Source organism: Rhizobacter sp. Root404 (genome assembly GCF_001425865.1).
GTDB lineage: Bacteria > Pseudomonadota > Gammaproteobacteria > Burkholderiales > Burkholderiaceae_C > LMDS01.
The window spans coordinates 63755-79970 of record NZ_LMDS01000006.1 but is presented as its reverse complement, the minus strand read 5'-3'; the positions used below and the strand labels follow the sequence as shown (position 1 = coordinate 79970).

At 70.3% G+C, this 16216-nt stretch carries 16 protein-coding genes and 1 pseudogene; 8 read left to right on the top strand and 9 right to left on the bottom strand.

The features are described 5' to 3' along the window. Nucleotides 1–2 precede the first annotated feature (2 nt). The 5 genes from ASC76_RS21075 to ASC76_RS25790 all read right to left on the bottom strand — a co-directional run bounded on the left by ASC76_RS21075 (nt 3) and on the right by ASC76_RS25790 (nt 4317). On the bottom strand, nt 3–428 hold the full coding sequence (locus tag ASC76_RS21075) for an Hsp20/alpha crystallin family protein (protein WP_082549363.1): 426 nt from the start codon (nt 426–428) through the stop codon (nt 3–5). Nucleotides 429–457: 29 nt separating this feature from the next. Further along, the gene (locus tag ASC76_RS21070; RefSeq protein WP_056471437.1) at nt 458–934 is read right to left on the bottom strand and encodes an Hsp20/alpha crystallin family protein; all 477 of its coding nucleotides are present in this window, start codon (nt 932–934) and stop codon (nt 458–460) included. Between the two features lie 124 nt (nt 935–1058). After that, on the bottom strand, nt 1059–1622 hold the full coding sequence (locus ASC76_RS21065; RefSeq protein WP_056471434.1) for a YbhB/YbcL family Raf kinase inhibitor-like protein: 564 nt from the start codon (nt 1620–1622) through the stop codon (nt 1059–1061). 38 nt (nt 1623–1660) lie between these two features. After that, on the bottom strand, nt 1661–2932 hold the full coding sequence (locus tag ASC76_RS21060) for a Glu/Leu/Phe/Val dehydrogenase (RefSeq protein ID WP_056472118.1): 1272 nt from the start codon (nt 2930–2932) through the stop codon (nt 1661–1663). A 248-nt stretch (nt 2933–3180) separates the two neighbouring features. Beyond that, nucleotides 3181–4317: an NIPSNAP family protein gene (locus ASC76_RS25790; protein ID WP_056471430.1), complete on the bottom strand. Its 1137-nt coding sequence runs from the start codon at nt 4315–4317 to the stop codon at nt 3181–3183. A gap of 85 nt (nt 4318–4402) precedes the next feature. On the opposite strand from ASC76_RS25790, the gene ASC76_RS21050 reads away from it, so the two are divergent. Continuing rightward, on the top strand, nt 4403–5371 hold the full coding sequence (locus ASC76_RS21050) for a YafY family protein (RefSeq protein WP_056471427.1): 969 nt from the start codon (nt 4403–4405) through the stop codon (nt 5369–5371). Here the strand turns inward: ASC76_RS21050 and proC are convergent. After that, nucleotides 5368–6177 carry a pyrroline-5-carboxylate reductase gene (gene proC / locus ASC76_RS21045; protein ID WP_157615945.1) on the bottom strand — a complete coding sequence of 270 codons (810 nt, stop codon included), beginning with the start codon at nt 6175–6177 and terminating at the stop codon, nt 5368–5370. The two genes, ASC76_RS21050 and proC, sit on opposite strands and share 4 nt — an antisense overlap. A gap of 29 nt (nt 6178–6206) precedes the next feature. On the opposite strand from proC, the gene ASC76_RS21040 reads away from it, so the two are divergent. Continuing rightward, nucleotides 6207–6695 carry a GFA family protein gene (locus tag ASC76_RS21040; protein ID WP_056471422.1) on the top strand — a complete coding sequence of 163 codons (489 nt, stop codon included), beginning with the start codon at nt 6207–6209 and terminating at the stop codon, nt 6693–6695. Between the two features lie 45 nt (nt 6696–6740). Here the strand turns inward: ASC76_RS21040 and ASC76_RS21035 are convergent, their stop codons facing one another. Continuing rightward, a complete protein-coding gene (locus tag ASC76_RS21035; protein WP_056471419.1) occupies nt 6741–9734 on the bottom strand; it encodes an L-glutamate gamma-semialdehyde dehydrogenase in 2994 nt (997 codons plus the stop codon). Between the two features lie 96 nt (nt 9735–9830). On the opposite strand from ASC76_RS21035, the gene ASC76_RS21030 reads away from it, so the two are divergent. Genes ASC76_RS21030 through ASC76_RS21020 form a run of 3 tightly spaced genes read left to right on the top strand, consistent with a single transcriptional unit; the run spans nt 9831 to nt 11505 of the window. Then, complete coding sequence (locus ASC76_RS21030) at nt 9831–10313, top strand: Lrp/AsnC ligand binding domain-containing protein (protein WP_056471416.1); 483 nt, start codon at nt 9831–9833, stop codon at nt 10311–10313. Between the two features lie 44 nt (nt 10314–10357). Continuing rightward, nucleotides 10358–10981 carry a helix-turn-helix domain-containing protein gene (locus tag ASC76_RS21025; protein ID WP_056471413.1) on the top strand — a complete coding sequence of 208 codons (624 nt, stop codon included), beginning with the start codon at nt 10358–10360 and terminating at the stop codon, nt 10979–10981. A 32-nt stretch (nt 10982–11013) separates the two neighbouring features. Next, the gene (locus tag ASC76_RS21020; protein WP_056471410.1) at nt 11014–11505 is read left to right on the top strand and encodes a GNAT family N-acetyltransferase; all 492 of its coding nucleotides are present in this window, start codon (nt 11014–11016) and stop codon (nt 11503–11505) included. Nucleotides 11506–11597: 92 nt separating this feature from the next. Here the strand turns inward: ASC76_RS21020 and ASC76_RS21015 are convergent, their stop codons facing one another. Then, nucleotides 11598–12200, bottom strand: coding sequence for a hypothetical protein (locus ASC76_RS21015; RefSeq protein ID WP_056471407.1), 603 nt, complete (start codon nt 12198–12200; stop codon nt 11598–11600). Between the two features lie 103 nt (nt 12201–12303). Between ASC76_RS21015 and ASC76_RS21010 the strand changes: the two are divergent. Next, a pseudogene (locus tag ASC76_RS21010) lies at nt 12304–13196 on the top strand (DMT family transporter). Here ASC76_RS21010 and ASC76_RS21005 read toward each other — a convergent pair. Continuing rightward, complete coding sequence (locus ASC76_RS21005) at nt 13188–13895, bottom strand: YggS family pyridoxal phosphate-dependent enzyme (protein WP_056471404.1); 708 nt, start codon at nt 13893–13895, stop codon at nt 13188–13190. The pseudogene ASC76_RS21010 and the gene ASC76_RS21005 sit on opposite strands and share 9 nt — an antisense overlap. 87 nt (nt 13896–13982) lie before the next feature. Between ASC76_RS21005 and ASC76_RS21000 the strand changes: the two genes are divergently transcribed. Together ASC76_RS21000 and ASC76_RS20995 are read left to right on the top strand one after the other, a co-directional pair. Further along, on the top strand, nt 13983–15026 hold the full coding sequence (locus ASC76_RS21000; protein ID WP_056471401.1) for a type IV pilus twitching motility protein PilT: 1044 nt from the start codon (nt 13983–13985) through the stop codon (nt 15024–15026). Nucleotides 15027–15035: 9 nt separating this feature from the next. Beyond that, nucleotides 15036–16172 carry a PilT/PilU family type 4a pilus ATPase gene (locus ASC76_RS20995; RefSeq protein WP_056471398.1) on the top strand — a complete coding sequence of 379 codons (1137 nt, stop codon included), beginning with the start codon at nt 15036–15038 and terminating at the stop codon, nt 16170–16172. Nucleotides 16173–16216: the final 44 nt, after the last annotated feature.

Genomic DNA, 16216 nt, shown 5'->3' with positions numbered 1-16216 from the left:
GCTCAGCTCGCCCGCACCTCGATGCGGCGCGGTCGTGCATGCTCCTGTTTCGGGATGCGCAGGCGCAGCACGCCGTCCTTCATGCTCGCCTCGATGCGCGCGCTGTCGAGCTCGCGGCTCAGCGTGAACGCGCGGCGGTAGCGCGGCACGCGGATCTCGGCATAGACCGACTGCATCTGCGCCGGCATCGGCGTGCCGACTTCGCCTTCGATCAGCAGCGTGTCGCCCTCGACCTTGAGCTCGAGCCGCTCCTTCGCCACGCCGGGCAGGTCGGCCAGCAGCGTGATGCCGGCGGTGTCCTCCAGCACGTCGACGCGCGGCAGCAGTGCGCGGGTGTCCCGCGGATCGCGTCCGTTGCCGCTCTCGGGGGACGTGCGCACGGCGTTGTCGGTGGCGCGGGGGGTGGTCAGGTCCTTGTCGTTGCTCATGATCGGTTTCTCCTTTCCTCGCGTGGCGGTTACTGGACGGTGATGCGGGTCGGCTGCGCCGCCTGCTTGCGCGCGACGCTGACGTGCAGCACGCCGTCGCGGTACTGCGCGGTGATCTGCGCCGGGTCGGCGTCCTCGGGCAGGCTGATCGCGCGGCGGAAGCTGCCGCTGATGCGTTCGCGGCTGAAGACGCTGGGGATGTTGTTGCCGCTGCCGCCGCTGCGCGCCTCGCGCGACGGCAGGTCCGAGGGGCGCTCGCCGGCGATCGTCAGCACGCCGCGGTCGACCGTGACCTCGATCTTCGCCGGGTCGATGCCCGGCGCGAAAGCATAGACCTCGAGGTTCTGCGGCGTGTTGCCGACGTTGATGGCCGGGAAGGCCCCGGGCGCGACCGAGCGGATGCTGGCGGGCATGCCCGCGCTCTCGAACACGTCGTCGAGCTCGCGGCGCAGGCGTTCGAAGTCGCCGAACAGGGCGCCCGGGGTGTTGAGCAGTGATGCATACATGGCCGTATCTCCTTTCGCGGTTCGTGAACGAAATCGACGCCCGCTGCGGTGGGCCGCAGGCCGGGCGTCGATGGAGATATTGGCGGGGCGCGACCCTTTCAAGGGGTCGCCGGACGACTGCCGATCAGCGCCCGTAGCGGGCCGTGAAACTCGCCTTGCCGATGCGGTTGGCGTTGATCATGAAGCCGACGAGCGCGGCGCTGGCGTCGGCCGGCACCTCGATCTTGTCGGTCTTCAGCGCGTGCACGGTGAAGATGTAGCGGTGCGGCTTGTCGCCCTTGGGCGGGCAGGCGCCGCCGAAGCCCGGTGCGCCGAAATCGGTGCGCCCCTGCACGGTGCCGGCGGGCAGCGCCTTGCCGTCGGCCGTGCCGGCGCCCTCCGGCAGTTCGGTGGTGCTGGCCGGGATGTTGAAGGCGACCCAGTGCCACCAGCCGGAGCCGGTCGGCGCGTCGGGGTCGTAGACGGTGACGGCGAAGCTCTGGGTCCCGGCCGGCGCGCCGCGCCAGCTCAGCGCCGGGGAGACGTTCTTGCCGGTGCAGCCGAAGCCGTTGAACACCTGCGCCTCGGTCAGCAGCGCGTTCGGCTTGATGGTCGCGCTGGTGAGCGTGAAGCCGGCAGCCTGCGCGACGGCGCCGAGGCCGAACAGGGTGGCCGCCACGAGCAGGCGGGTGGCGTGAGCAAGAAGCATCGGTCGTTCTCCTGGAGTGGGGATGGCAGCGCGAGGCGTCAGGGGTACAGGCCCCGCTCCTCGCGGGCGGTGAGGATACGCTCGCACGCGACCGCGAAGGTGGCGGTGCGCAGGCTGATCTTGTGGCGGTCGGCGGTGTCCCAGATCTTCTTCAGCGCGTCGACCATGATCTTGTCGAGCCGCAGGTTGATCTCGTCCTCGCTCCAGAAGAACGACGAGAAGTCCTGCACCCACTCGAAGTAGCTGACGGTCACGCCGCCGGCGTTGCAGATCACGTCGGGCACGACCAGCACGCCGCGGTCGTGGAGCACGTCGTCGGCATCGGGCAGCGTGGGGCCGTTCGCGCCTTCGAGCACCAGCTTGGCCTTGATGCGGTTGGCGCGGGCGGCGGTGATCTGCGATTCGAGCGCGGCCGGGATCAGGATGTCGCAATCCACGTCCCAGAACGCCTCGTTGTCGATCCGCTCGGCGCCGGTGTAGTTGCCGATGCCGCCGTCGCGGTGCAGCACGGTCATGGTGTCGGCGATGTCGAAGCCGTTCGGGTTCACCAGCGTGCCGGTGTGGTCCTGCACCGCCACCAGCTTGGCGCCGGCCTGCACGAACAGCTCGGCCGCCGCGCCGCCGACGTTGCCCATGCCCTGCACCGCGATGCGCACGCCCTCCAGGCTCAGGCCGAGGCGGCGCGCCGCCTCGCGCCCGGTGACGAACACGCCGCGACCGGTCGCCTTGACGCGCCCGAGCGAGCCGCCAAGGTGCAGCGGCTTGCCGGTGACGACGCCGGTCGCGGTGGTGCCGGTGTTCATCGAGTACGTGTCCATCATCCAGGCCATGATCTGGCCGTTGGTGTTCACGTCGGGCGCGGGGATGTCGCGCTGCGGGCCGATGATGATGCCGATCTCGCTGGTGTAGCGGCGCGTCATGCGCTCCAGCTCCTTCAGCGAGAGCTTCTTCGGGTCGACGCGGATCCCGCCCTTGGCGCCGCCGTACGGCAGGTTCACCGCGGCGCACTTCACGGTCATCCACGCGCTCAGCGCCATCACCTCTTCGAGCGTCACGTCGGGGTGGTAGCGCACGCCGCCCTTGCCGGGGCCGCGGCTGAGGTTGTGCTGCACGCGGTAGCCCTCGAAGTGCGCGACCTCGCCGTTGTCGAGCTCGATCGGCACGTCGACGATCAGCGCGCGCTTCGGGCGCTTCAGCGTCTCGGACCAGCGGGCGAGGTGGCCCAGGTAGGGGATGACGCGGTCGACCTGGGAGATGTAGGTGTCCCAGGCGGTACCGCCGGTGTGGCTGACGTAGGAAAGTTGGCTCATGCTTGTCTCTTCATGGGAATCGAACGATGCGACATGCACGGCCACCTGCTCGTGGCGCGTGACCGGCATGGGGCGACACTGTAGGCGCAGCCTGCGCCGTTTCGGGGCGCGGCGCCATGCCGGGTTTGCATGCGTTGACGCGCGCCCGGCATCGCCCGGGGCCGCAACATGGCGCGCGCGTACCTGGAAGCCGGCATCGGCGCCGCGAACCAGGCGGCGCACGTCGCTGCCGAACTGAGCCGCGACGTTCAGGGCCGGCGCCGCATCTCCATGATCCAGTTCGTTTCCCACGCCTGACCGGGCAGGGCGAAGGCCTGGGTCCAGCGCGCTGCCTCGCCGCCGAGGCGCTCCCAGACGAAGCGCACGCGCACCGCTCGGCCGTCGTCCGTGTCGTCGCCGAAGAACTCGCCGCGGTCGCCGCGAAAGCCGCCGTGCACCGGCGGCTCCAGCCGCCCGCTGCCGCTGTTGATCCAGTGGATGGACCAGCGTTGCGCGGCCAGGTCCAGCGTGCGCACGGTGCAGCCGCTGAAGCCCTGGGTCGGGAAGTCGATCTGGTCGACCGAGACCAGACCGTCGAGCTGGGTCGTCGCCTGTTCGAGGGCGGGGAACTCCTCCCACACCGTGCTGCCTACATGGCGCCGCGCGAGACGGCGGTTGTGGACGTCCCAGCGGCCGACGAGGAAGTCGAAGTCGTGCCGCCGTCCGACATACGCGGGCCCGATCGCCGAGCGTGTGGTCGGCGCGAGGCGCCGTGTCGACGCGGGCGTCTCCAGTCCGTCGCACCAGCGCTGCCAGTCCGCGCCCGCGGCCATTTGCGCGGCATGGCGCTGCTGCGCCCCGGCGTCGGCAAAGCCGCTGAGCCAGACGATCACCGATTCGCCCTCGCGCACCGGCAGCCGCGGGAAATTGTTCGGCGACGCCTCGGTGACGAGGCCGACGACCCACTGCGCGCCGGCCGCCAGCCACGGCGCGCGCACGTGCTGCTCGAACGCGTCGATCAGCGCGCGGGCGTGGGAACGCACCGTGCACACCGTCGCGGTCACCAGGCCGGCTTCGCCGAGCACGGCGTGCGGGTCCGCCGGATTCAGCAGCAGCACGTCGTCGCTGTCGATCATGGTCGCGTTCGCGGCATCGCGGTGGGTGCGCCAGACCGGGCCGTCGTAGAAGCCGGCCAGCGCGGCGGGCCGGCCGGCCATGTCGGCGAAGCCGCGCAACCAGACGAAGCGGTCGGGCTCGTCGAGGTCGCGGAAGATGCCGGCCACGGTGATGCCGAGCGACTCCTGTGGTTCGATGAATTCGCGTTCGAACAGCGCGATCAGCGCGTCGCGACGGGCGGGATGCAGGGTGTACTGACGCAACTCGATGACAGGGGGCAAGGTGTTCATGAAGGCTCCGGGCAAACATTGGAACGGCATGATCGCGACCGATACCTGCCAACGGATGTCAGCTTTTTGAAGCACACTGGCCCGCATGCGAGCGAGCCGCCTGTTGTCGATCCTGATGCTGCTGCAAGGCCGCGGCCGGCTGAGCGCGCAGGCACTGGCCGCGGAACTCGAGGTGTCGGTGCGCACCGTGTACCGCGATGTCGACGAGCTCAGTGCGTCCGGCGTGCCGGTGTGGGCGGAGCGCGGCCGGCAGGGCGGTTTCGTGCTGCAGCCCGGGTGGCGCACGCGGGTCGACGGGCTGACGGCCCGCGAGGCGCAGGCGATGTTCCTCGGTGGCCTGCCCGGGCCGGCCGCCGATCTCGGCCTGGGCGAGGCGATGGCCTCGGCGCAGCTGAAGCTGCTGGCGGCGCTGCCGGACGGCTGGCGCGAGGACGCGCGGCGCGTCAGCTCGCGCTTCCACGTCGACCCGATCGACTGGTACCGCGGCCCGGCCGAGACCGATCACCTGCCGGCCATCGCTCAGGCCGTCTGGGGCGAGCGCCGGGTCGACGTGCGCTACGAGAGCTGGCGCGGCACGAACCGGCGCCGGCTCGACCCGCTCGGCATCGTGCTGAAGGCCGGCGTCTGGTACGTCGTGGCGAGCCATGGCAAGGGGCCGCGGACCTGGCGCCTGTCGAACATCCTGGAATTGGCGGTGGGCACCGAGCGCTTCGAGCGGCCGAAGGATTTCGACCTGGCCGCGTACTGGACCGAATCCACCCGGCGCTTCGAGGCGGAGCTGGTTCAGGGCACGGCCGTGCTGCGCGTCACGCCGCTCGGCATGAAGCGGTTGCAGAACCTGGGCCCTGCGCTCGGCGATGCGGCGGCGGCCAGCGCGCGCCCCGACAGGGTCAAGCCCGGCTGGCAACGCGTCTCGATCCCGATCGAGACGATCGAGCACGCGACCGGACAGATGCTGCGCCTCGGCCCGCAAGCCGAGGTGATTCGCCCCGCGGCGCTGCGGCACGCGGTGGTGCGGACGGTGGCCGAGATCTCGGCGCTCTACGACGCCTAGCGGCCGAACTCGTCGCCGAGCTCGCGCGCGCGCTGCTGCGCGGCGGTGATCGCCGTGACGAACGCGGCCTTGACCCCCGCTGCCTCGAGCGACGTCAGCGCGGCGTGGGTCGTGCCGCCCTTGGACGTGACGCGCTCGCGCAGCACCGAGGGCGCGTCCGGCGAGGCCTGCGCCAGGGCGGTCGCGCCGGCGAAGGTGCCGAGCGCCAGCGCCTTGCCCTGCTCGGCGGTCAGGCCCATCTGCACAGCGGCTTGCGTCATCGCCTCGACGACGTAGAAGACATACGCCGGCCCGGAGCCCGACAGCGCGGTGACCGCGTCGAGATCGGCCTCGCGATCGACCCACAGCAGCGCGCCGGTCGGCGCCAGCACGGCCTCGACCTGCGCGCGGTCGGCGGCGCCGACCGCGTCCCGCGCGAACAGCCCGGTCATCCCCTGGCCGACCAGCGCCGGCGTGTTGGGCATCGTGCGGACGATGCGTGCCGCGCCGGTGGCGTGCGCGATCGAATCGCTGCGGATGCCGGCCATCACGCTCAGTTGCAGCGCTGGGCCGATGAACGGTGCGCACGGCCGTGCGGCCTCCTGGAAGAGCTGCGGCTTGACGGCCCACACCACCATCGCGGCCTGGGCCAGCGTCGCGTCGGCCGCGGCCAGCGTGCGCACGCCGAAATCGGCGTGCAGCTTGTCGCGCTGCGCCGCACCCGGGTCGATGACGACGATCGACGCGGGCGGGCGGCCGCTCTTGACCAGCCCGCCGATGATGGCGCTGGCCATGTTGCCGCCGCCGATGAATGCGATCATGTTCATGAAAGGCTCGATGCTCGAAGGAGAAGGGGATGCGTCTGGAAGGTTCATGCCATTGTCGCGCGGTGACGTTCAGCGTCGAGTCGCACAGCCCGGTGCCGTTCATGCACTGCCACTGCTCGATCTGCCGCAAGACGGCCGGCAGCGGCGGCTATGCGATCAACCTGGGTGCCGATGCCGCGACGCTGAAGGTGCGCGGCCGCAAGCACCTCGGCGTCTACCACGCCGTGCTGCGCGAGCCGGGCCGGCGTGCCACGCGCTCGCCGGCCGGGCGACGCTTCTGCACGCAGTGCGGCAGCCCGCTCTGGCTCTTCGACTCGCGCTGGCCCGAGCTCGTGCACCCGCACGCGTCGGCGATCGACACGCCGCTGCCGAAGCCACCCGAGGTGGTCGAGATCGGCCTGGCGTGGGCGCCCGATTGGATCGACGTGCCGGCGGGCGACGGGCACGCGCGTTTCGAGCAGATGCCGGACGAGTCGCTGGAGAACTGGCACAAGCGCCACGGCCTGTGGAGCGCGTGACCAGGCCTCAACGCGCCCACACGGTCAACGCCCGGGCGAGCCGGGTCAGTGCCCGCCGGCCAGCAGCGTCGCATTGCCGCCGGCCGCGGCGGTGTTGATCGTCACCGTCTGCTCGGCACAGAAGCGGTACAGGTAGTGCGGGCCGCCCGCCTTCGGGCCGGTGCCGCTCAGGCCCTCGCCGCCGAACGGCTGCACGCCGACGACGGCGCCGATCATGTTGCGGTTGACGTAGACGTTGCCGATGCGCGCCGCGTCGGCCAGGCGCAGCGCGCGCGAGTCGATGCGCGTCTGGATGCCCAGCGTCAGGCCGTAGCCGAGCGCGTTGATCTGCGCGACGACCCCGTCGACATCGCCGCGCCAGCGCACGACGTGCAGCACCGGTCCGAAGATCTCCTGCGTTACGTCGGCGATCGCGTCGAGCTCGAACGCGATCGGCGCGATCAGGCGCGGAACCTCGGACGCGAGCGGAGCCTCGCCGATGGTCCTGGCCTGCGCGCGCAGGCGCGCCACGTGCGCGCCGATGCCGGCGAAGGCCTCGTAGTCGATCAGCGGGCCGACATCGGTCGCGAGGCGCGCCGGGTCGCCGACGTTCAGTTCCTTCAGCGCGCCGCGCACCATCTCGATCACACCGTCTGCGATGCCTTCGTGCACGCACAGCAGGCGCAGTGCCGAACAGCGCTGGCCGGCGGAGCGGAACGCGCTCTGCACGACCGCATCGACGACCTGCTCGGGCAGCGCCGTGCTGTCGACGATCATCGCGTTGATGCCGCCGGTCTCGGCGATCAGCGGCACCATCGCGCCGTCCTTGGCCGCGAGCGTGCGGTTGATGAGCTTCGCGACCGCCGTGGAGCCGGTGAAGCACACGCCAGCCGTGCGCGCATCGGCGACCAGCGCCGCGCCGACTGTCTCGCCCGGGCCGTGGAGGAGCGCGAGCGCGTCGGCGGGCACGCCCGCGGCGTGGAGCAGCTCGACGAAGCGTTGCGCGACGGCGGGCGTCTGCTCGGCCGGCTTGGCCGCGACCGCATTGCCGGCGACGAGCGCCGCGACGACCTGCCCGGCGAAGATCGCGAGCGGAAAGTTCCACGGGCTGATGCAGACGAACACGCCGCGGCCATGCAGGTGCAGCTCGTTGCTCTCGCCGGTCGGGCCCGGCAGCACCTGCGTGGCGAGGCGCGCCTCGGCCTGGTCGGCGTAGTAACGGCAGAAGTCGACCGCCTCGCGCACTTCGGACACGCCATCGCCCAGCGTCTTGTGCGCCTCCTTGACGAGCAGGCCGCAGAACTCGGGCAGGCGCGCTTCGAGGGCGTCGGCCGCGTGGCGCAGCACCGCGGCCCGTTGGGGGAGCGGGGTGGCGTTCCAGGCCTTGGCGCCGGCGGCCAGGCGCGTCATCGCCGCGTCGACCTCGGCGCGGGTGGCTTCGCGGACCACCGGGACGCGGGTCGCGGCGAGTGCCGCGTCGAGCGGTGCACGCTCGGCGAGGCAGGCCAGGTCGACGCCGCGCGAGTTCGCGCGCCCGCGGTGGCCATCGAACCCGTACAGCGCGACCGGCGCCGCGATGCCGGCCTGCGCCGCCGGCACCAGCGGCGACGCCAGCAGCATGTCGACCTCGACGGCGTCGTCGGACAACTGGTGCACGAACGACGAGTTCGCGCCGTTCTCCAGCAGCCGCCGCACCAGGTAGGCGAGCAGGTCGCGGTGCTCGCCGACCGGCGCGTAGACCCGCACCGGGATGCGCGGGTCGCGCATCACCTCGCGGTACACGCCCTCGCCCATGCCGTGCAGGCGCTGCATCTCGTAGTTCGCGCCCGCGGCCTGTGCCATGCCGATGATCGCGCCGATGGTGCCGGCGTTGTGGGTCGCGAACTGCGGGTAGATCACGTCGGCGTTCGCGATCAGCGCGCGGGCGCAGGCGAGGTAGGAGATGTCGGTGTGGTGCTTGTGCGTGAACACCGGGTAGCCGGCCAGGCCCATCTCCTGCGCGCGCTTGATCTCGCCGTCCCAGTACGCGCCCTTCACCAGCCGAACCATGAAGCGCAGCCGGTGTTCGCGCGCGATGCGCGCGACTTCGGCGACCACGTCGAGCGCGCGGGTCTGGTAGGCCTGCACCGCGAGGCCGAAGCCGCGCCACTGCGGGAACTCGCGCGCGATGCGGGCGGCCAGCGCGTCCAGCACGTCGAGCGAGAGTTCGAGGCGGTCGCTTTCCTCGGCGTCGATCGTCAGGTTGATGTCGGCCCGCACGGCCGGCTCGATCAGCTGCCAGACGCGCGGCAGCAGTTCGGCGAACACGCGCTCGCGCTGCGCGTCCTCGTATCGCGAGAACAGCGCGCTGAGCTTGATCGAGATGCCGTCGGCCCCCTCCGGGCCGGCGCTGCTCTTCGCGCCGGCGATCGCGTGGATCGCGTTCAGGTACGAGGCGAGGTAGCGCTGCGCGTCGGCCTCGGTACGCGCGCCTTCGCCCAGCATGTCGTAGCTGAAGCGCAGCCCCTTCAACGCCTTGCGCGCCGACGCTGCCTCGCCCATCGCTTCCTTGATCGAGCGGCCGAGCACGAACTGCTTGCCGAGCAGCTGGATCGCGCGCACGGTCGCGGCGACGACCGTCTGCGCACCCAGGCGCTTCAGGATGCCGCGCTCGGCGTCGCTCTCGGGCAGGAACTTCTTCGACAGCGCGATCGCGCTGGCCGACAGGTTCGCGAGCAGCTTGTGTGCGCCGCCGGAGTCGGCGTCGAAGTCGGCCTTGCCGAGCTGGTCGGCCGTCAGTGCGATCGCGGTCTCGGCGTCGGGCACGCGCAGCAGCGCTTCGGCCAAACGCATCAGCGCCAGGCCCTCGGCGGTGGAGATCGGGTACTCCTGCAGCAGCGATTCCATCGCCCAGAACGGGGCCGGGTCGTCGCGCACCGACTGCACCCACGGCCGCGCCAAGCGGACCGCGGCCGGCCAGTCGACCTGCCCTTCCAGCGACTTCAGCAGCGCGCCCAGGACCTCGAATTCGTCCCGATACGGCTGGGGCAGGCGGGCGCGGGCGGCGGGCAAGTCGAACATCGTGAACCTCGGTGGGGCGGGATGGATGGCTAGGCTATGGGTTTGCTACCTGCATTAATCTCCGAATCGCCGCGGTTCGGTGGAGAATAATTCGGCATGGGAGCTGACGACACGCCACCGCCGCTGCTCGACCGGATCGACACCCGCATCCTGCGCGTGCTGCAGTCGGACGGCCGCATCTCGAACCTCAAGCTGGCCGAGGCGGTGCACCTGTCGCCGACCGCAGTGCTGGAGCGCGTCAAGCGCCTGACCCGCGACGGGTTCATCCTCGGCTACGAGGCCCGGCTGAACCCGGACAAGCTCGGCGCCGGCCTGCTGGTGTTCATCGAAGTCGTGCTCGACCGCACCACCCACGACGCGATGAACATCTTCAAGGCCGCGGTGCAGGTGCGGCCGGAGATCCTCGAATGCCACCTCGTCGCGGGCGGTTTCGACTACCTGATCAAGACCCGCGTGGCCGACATGAACGCCTACCGAGGCTTCGTCGGTTCGGTGATCTGGGCGCTGCCCGGCGTGCGCGAGACCCGCACCTACGCGGTGATGGAAGAGGTGAAGAACACGACGATGCTGCCGATCTGAGGCCTCTTGAATGCGTATCCAACATGTTGGACAATGGTTCCAACATGAAGGAACGTGCCGCAGCGGTCGACGATCTCAATCAGCGCATCGCACGTCGCGTCGCCGACCTGCGCGCGCGGCAAGGCCTGTCGCTCGACGCGCTCGCGATGCGCAGCGGCGTCAGTCGCTCGACGCTCTCGCTGATCGAGCGCGGCGAGACCAGTGCGACGGCGGTGGTGCTGGAGAAGGTGGCGGCCGGCCTGGGCGTCGCACTGGCCGCGCTGTTCGAGACCGAGCGCGCCGCGCCCGGCCCGCTGATGCGCCGCGCCGAGCAGCCCGAGTGGCGCGACCCCGCCTCGGGCTACCTGAGGCGCAACGTCTCGCCGCCAGACCACCCGTCGCCGCTGTGCATCGTCGAGGTCGAGTTCCCGCCCGGCCAGCGCGTGCTGCTCGAAGGCGGGTCGCCGACGAACCCGATCGAGGAACAGGTCTGGCTGCTCGAGGGCACGATGACGCTCACCCTCGGCGACGTGGCGCACCGACTGGAAGCGGGCGACTGCCTGGCCCTGCGGATCGAGGGGCCGGTCGAGTTCTGCAACCCGACGCGCCGGCCCGCGCGCTATGCGGTCGTGATCGCGACCGCAGCGCCGCAGCGCGCCGCAAGCCGTCCCGCGACCGCCACCTCCTGACCTGTGCGGCCACCCGAGCGCCACGCCACACCATGAACATCCGCCTCGACGACCTGTCGCACCCCGCCGTCCACGCCTTGCTCGAGGAGCACCTGCGCCACATGCACGAACTGGGGCCGCCGGAGAGCGTGCATGCGCTCGATCTCGACAAGTTGCGCCAGCCCGGGATCACCTTCTGGTGCGCCTGGGACGGCGAGGCGCTGCTCGGCTGCGGCGCCCTGCTGGAGCTCGATCCGCGGCACGGCGAAGTGAAGTCGATGCGCACGCCACAGGCCCGGCGGCGCACCGGCGCGGGCCGGGCCCTGCTGATGCACATCATCGCGACGGCGCGCTCGCGCGGCTACGAGCGCCTGAGCCTGGAGACCGGATCGGTCGCCGCCTTCGCGCCGGCGCACCGCCTCTACGAAAGCGCGGGCTTCGTCCGCACCGGCCCGTTCGGCGACTATGTCGAGGACGTGAACAGCGTGTTCATGACGCTGGCGCTGGCGCCGACGCCGGCATGGCCCCGGCCCGCGGCGCGGTAGCGTGCGGCGGATGCCAGACCGGCGCCGCGCACGGAACATGCGCGAGAAGTGGTAGGTGGACAGGTGGGCGGCGTCGGCCATGGCGGCGAGGCTCAGGTCGCCGTGCCGGGCGAGCCCGGCCTCGATGCACTCCAGCACGCGCCGGCGCGCGGCCGGTGCACGGTGTGGGCGCCGAGCAGGCGGGCCTGCACGTCGAGCGCCAGCTGCTGAAGCTGCAGGTCCGCGTCGGTGACCTGCCAGTCGGTGCCGGCGATGCGCGTGAAGAGCGCTTCGAGCGGTGCGTCGCGAAAGTAGATCCGGTCGGCCAGTGCGGCGGTGCGCGGGTCGAGCTCGAACCATCGCTCGGCCGCCTGCGCGAGTTGCAGCCGTGGCAGGTACAGGTGCATCAGCTGCAACTCGTCCTCGATCAACCAGCGCGAGTCGTGCCCGGCCGGCAGGAGGCACATCGCGCCCGGTTCGCCCCGCGCCGCCGGCGCCTCCATGCAGCGCACGGCGCGCCCGCCTTCGAGGTAGAACGACAGCGTGTGGTGCTCGGGCTGAACGTAGTCGGCGGCGGTGTCTGCGTTGTGCCAGTGCGCGAGCCAAACGCCCTCGGGCAGCGCCTGGGCGCGGCGCAGCGTGGCGCGCGAGCGCAGCAGCGCCCCGCCGACCGAGAGCTGCGCAATGGGTGACGGTGCCGAAGCGGGCGAGTCCATGCCCCAGCTTAGCGGCCGCTGCGGTTGCCTCCGGCGGACCGCACGACAAATGCGCAAGTTCCTGCCTCGCGGACGGCGCGGGTGGGGACAGACTGCTCGCACGATGACGAACCTGCTGCTGTACCTGGCCACCGTGCTGATCTGGGGCACGACCTGGATCGCGCTCAAGCTGCAACTCGGCACCGTGCCGATCCCGTGGTCGATCGCTTACGCTTCTGGCTCGCCGCGCTGGTGATATGGGTGTGGCTGGCGTGGCGGCGCGAATGGCGGCTGCCGCCGCGTGCGATCTGGCCCCACCTGCTCGGCCAGGGCCTGTGCCTGTTCTGCCTGAACTTCATGTGCTTCCTCTACGCGAGCCAGTGGATCGCCAGCGGCCTGGTGGCCGTGTGCTTCTCGACCGCGCCGGTCTGGAACGCGTTGAACGGGCGCCTGTTCCATGGCACGGCCTTGTCGGCGCGCGTGATGGCCGGCGCCGCACTCGGTCTCGCGGGCCTGCTGCTGCTGTTCGGCAGCGAGGTGCTCAGGGACCTGGGCCGACCGCAGATCTGGTGGGGCCTTGGCCTCGCCCTGGCCGGCACCGCCTGCTTCTCGCTCGGCAACCTGCTGTCGGGGGCGATGCAGCGCCGCGGCCAGACGCCAATCCAGACCAACGCCTGGGCCATGACGATCGGCGCGACCGTGATCGCGGCCTGGGCGGTGGCGAGTGGCCAGCCGTTGCGCTTCGACCTGTCGACGCAGTACGTCGGAGCTTGGCTGTACCTCGCGATCCCCGGTTCGGTGATCGGCTTCACGGCCTACCTCACGTTGGTCGGTCGCATCGGCGCGGACCGCGCGGCTTACTGCACCGTGCTGTTTCCGATCGTCGCGCTGAACATCTCGGCGGTCGTCGAAGGCTACCGCTGGACCCCGCCAGCCCTGTTCGGCCTGCTGCTGTTGGCGGCGGGCAACGTGGTCGTGTTCTGGCGCGGCGCCCTGCCGCGTGGACGCTCAGCCTGATGCCCGGATCCCGCGCGCGCCGAAGATCGCGCTGCCGATGCGCACGATCGTCGCGCCCTCGGCGATCGCCGCCTCGAGGTCGGCGCTCATGCCCATCGACAAGGTGTCGAGGCCCGTCAACCCACCGGCGCGCAGCCGCGTCAGCAGTTCGCGCAACGCGCGGTGCGGGGCGCGCTGGGCGGCCAGGTCGGTGGCGGGTTCGGGAATGGCCATCAGCCCGCGCAACGTCAGCCGGGGCAGCACGTCGACCGCGCGGGCGACATCGGGCACCTCGTCGGGCCTCAGCCCGCTCTTGCTGGGTTCACCGCTGATGTTGACCTGCAGGCAGACCTGCAGCGGCGGCAGGTGGGCGGGGCGCTGCTCGGACAGCCGCTGCGCGATCTTGAGTCGGTCGACCGAATGCACCCAGTCGAATTGCTCGGCGACGATGCGGGTCTTGTTCGACTGCAGCGGCCCGATCAGGTGCCATTCGAGCTGCGCGCGCAGATCGGCCAGCGCAGCGATCTTCTCGACGCCTTCGAGCACGTAGTTCTCACCGAAACGGTGCTCGCCGGCCGCAACAGCCTCGCGAACTGCGCCCGCATCGAAGGTCTTGCTCACCACCAGCAACGTGACGCTTCGCACGGGCCTCGTGGCCTGCGTGCACGCAGCGGCCACGCGCTCGTGCACTTGTTGTAAGTTGTCTGCGATCATCGCCATAATGCGCCGGAGTATCCCGCAGGGCTTAGGGTGAGCCTAGCCTGCCGTCTGGTTCACCGCACTTCGCGCCAACCTACCCACGGATTCATGGACATCACCCAGCTGCTGGCTTTCTCGGTCAAGAACAAGGCGTCCGACCTCCACCTGTCGGCCGGCCTGCCGCCGATGATCCGCGTGCACGGTGACGTGCGCCGCATCAACATCGATCCGCTGGACCACAAGCAGGTCCACGGCATGGTGTACGACATCATGAACGACTCCCAGCGCAAGGCCTACGAGGAAACGCTGGAGTGCGACTTTTCGTTCGAGATCCAGGGCCTGGCGCGCTTTCGCGTCAACGCGTTCAACCAGAACCGCGGCGCCGGCGCCGTGTTCCGAACGATCCCGTCGAAGATCCTGACGCTCGAGCAGCTGAACGCGCCGAAGGTGTTCGCCGAGCTGTCGCTCAAGCCGCGCGGCCTGGTGCTGGTGACCGGGCCGACCGGCTCCGGCAAGTCGACCACGCTGGCGGCGATGGTCAACCACCTGAACGAGAACGAGTTCGGCCACGTGCTGACGGTGGAAGACCCGATCGAGTTCGTGCACGAATCGAAGAAGTGCCTGATCAACCAGCGCGAGGTCGGCCCGCACACGCTGAGCTTCAACAACGCGCTGCGCAGTGCGCTGCGCGAGGACCCGGACGCGATCCTGGTCGGCGAGCTGCGCGACCTGGAGACCATCCGCCTGGCGCTGACGGCCGCTGAGACCGGCCACCTGGTGTTCGGCACGCTGCACACCTCGAGCGCGGCCAAGACGATCGACCGCGTGGTCGACGTGTTCCCGGCGGCGGAGAAGGAAATGGTCCGCGCGATGCTGAGCGAATCGCTGATCGGCGTGATCTCGCAGACGCTGTGCAAGACCAAGGACGGCGGCGGGCGCGTCGCGGCGCACGAGATCATGCTGGGCACCGCGGCGATCCGCAACCTGATCCGCGAGGCCAAGATCGCGCAGATGTATTCGTCGATCCAGACCGGCAATGCGATGGGGATGCAGACGCTGGATCAGAACCTTTCCGACCTGGTGCGGCGCAACGTCATCTCGCCCGCCGAGGCGCGCGGCAAGGCCAAATTCCCCGAAAACTTCCCCGGCTAGGACCCTGTCATGGAACACGATCAGGCTTCCAAGTTCATCAACGACCTGCTGCGGCTGATGGTGTCGCGCAATGGCTCGGACCTGTTCATCACGGCCGACTTTCCGCCCGCGATCAAGGTCGACGGCAAGGTCACCAAGGTCTCGCCGCAGCCGCTGACCAGCCAGCACACGCTGGCACTGACGCGGTCGATCATGAACGACAAGCAGGCGGCGGAATTCGAGCGCACCAAGGAGTGCAACTTCGCGATCGCGCCGCAGGGCATCGGGCGCTTCCGCGTCAACGCGTTCGTGCAGCAGAGCAACATCGGCATGGTGATGCGGACGATCCCGCAGACGCTGCCGACGATCGACAGCCTGAACCTGCCGCAGGTGCTGAAGGACGTGGCGGTCACCAAGCGCGGTCTGGTGATCTTCGTCGGCGCCACGGGCTCGGGCAAGAGCACCTCGCTGGCGGCGATGGTCGACTACCGCAACGAGAACTCGTTCGGCCACATCATCACGATCGAGGACCCGGTCGAGTTCGTGCACCCGCACAAGAACTGCATCATCACGCAGCGCGAGGTCGGCATCGACACCGAGGGCTGGGAGCAGGCGCTGAAGAACACGCTGCGCCAGGCGCCGGACGTGATCCTGATGGGCGAGATCCGTGACCGCGAGACGATGGAGCACGCGGTGGCGTTCGCCGAGACCGGCCACCTGTGCCTGGCCACGCTGCACGCCAACAGCGCCAACCAGGCGCTGGACCGGATCATCAACTTCTTCCCGGAAGAGCGGCGCGCGCAGCTGCTGATGGACCTGTCGCTGAACCTGAAGGGGCTGATCTCGCAGCGCCTGATGCCGCGCCAGGAAGGGCGCGGCCGCGTCGCCGCGGTCGAGATCATGCTGAACACGCCCCTGGTCTCCGACCTGATCTTCAAGGGCGATGTCTCCGAGATCAAGGAAATCATGAAGCGCTCGCGCGAGCTCGGCATGCAGACCTTCGACCAGGCGCTGTTCGACCTGTACGAGGGTCACGCGATCACGTTCGAGGACGCGTTGCGCAATGCCGATTCGGTCAACGACCTGCGGCTGCAGATCAAGCTGCACAGCCAGCGCGCACGCAGCAGCGATCTCTCCGCCGGCACCGAACACCTGACGATCGTGTAGGCTTCGCGCACACCATTCCGGCGGCCTCTTCGGAGGCCGCTTCG

Excerpts from the sequence above, each read along its gene's own strand:
- ASC76_RS21060 (WP_056472118.1), bottom strand. The coding sequence starts at position 2,932 with ATGAGCCAACTTTCCTACGTCAGCCACACCGGCGGTACCGCCTGGGAC.
- ASC76_RS21020 (WP_056471410.1), top strand. The coding sequence starts at position 11,014 with ATGAACATCCGCCTCGACGACCTGTCGCACCCCGCCGTCCACGCCTTG.
- ASC76_RS21000 (WP_056471401.1), top strand. The coding sequence starts at position 13,983 with ATGGACATCACCCAGCTGCTGGCTTTCTCGGTCAAGAACAAGGCGTCC.
- ASC76_RS25790 (WP_056471430.1), bottom strand. The coding sequence starts at position 4,317 with ATGAACACCTTGCCCCCTGTCATCGAGTTGCGTCAGTACACCCTGCAT.
- ASC76_RS21050 (WP_056471427.1), top strand. The coding sequence starts at position 4,403 with ATGCGAGCGAGCCGCCTGTTGTCGATCCTGATGCTGCTGCAAGGCCGC.
- proC (WP_157615945.1), bottom strand. The coding sequence starts at position 6,177 with ATGAACATGATCGCATTCATCGGCGGCGGCAACATGGCCAGCGCCATC.
- ASC76_RS21075 (WP_082549363.1), bottom strand. The coding sequence starts at position 428 with ATGAGCAACGACAAGGACCTGACCACCCCCCGCGCCACCGACAACGCC.
- ASC76_RS21065 (WP_056471434.1), bottom strand. The coding sequence starts at position 1,622 with ATGCTTCTTGCTCACGCCACCCGCCTGCTCGTGGCGGCCACCCTGTTC.
- ASC76_RS21040 (WP_056471422.1), top strand. The coding sequence starts at position 6,207 with ATGCGTCTGGAAGGTTCATGCCATTGTCGCGCGGTGACGTTCAGCGTC.
- ASC76_RS21070 (WP_056471437.1), bottom strand. The coding sequence starts at position 934 with ATGTATGCATCACTGCTCAACACCCCGGGCGCCCTGTTCGGCGACTTC.
- ASC76_RS21015 (WP_056471407.1), bottom strand. The coding sequence starts at position 12,200 with ATGGACTCGCCCGCTTCGGCACCGTCACCCATTGCGCAGCTCTCGGTC.
- ASC76_RS21005 (WP_056471404.1), bottom strand. The coding sequence starts at position 13,895 with ATGGCGATGATCGCAGACAACTTACAACAAGTGCACGAGCGCGTGGCC.
- ASC76_RS20995 (WP_056471398.1), top strand. The coding sequence starts at position 15,036 with ATGGAACACGATCAGGCTTCCAAGTTCATCAACGACCTGCTGCGGCTG.
- ASC76_RS21035 (WP_056471419.1), bottom strand. The coding sequence starts at position 9,734 with ATGTTCGACTTGCCCGCCGCCCGCGCCCGCCTGCCCCAGCCGTATCGG.
- ASC76_RS21025 (WP_056471413.1), top strand. The coding sequence starts at position 10,358 with ATGAAGGAACGTGCCGCAGCGGTCGACGATCTCAATCAGCGCATCGCA.
- ASC76_RS21030 (WP_056471416.1), top strand. The coding sequence starts at position 9,831 with ATGGGAGCTGACGACACGCCACCGCCGCTGCTCGACCGGATCGACACC.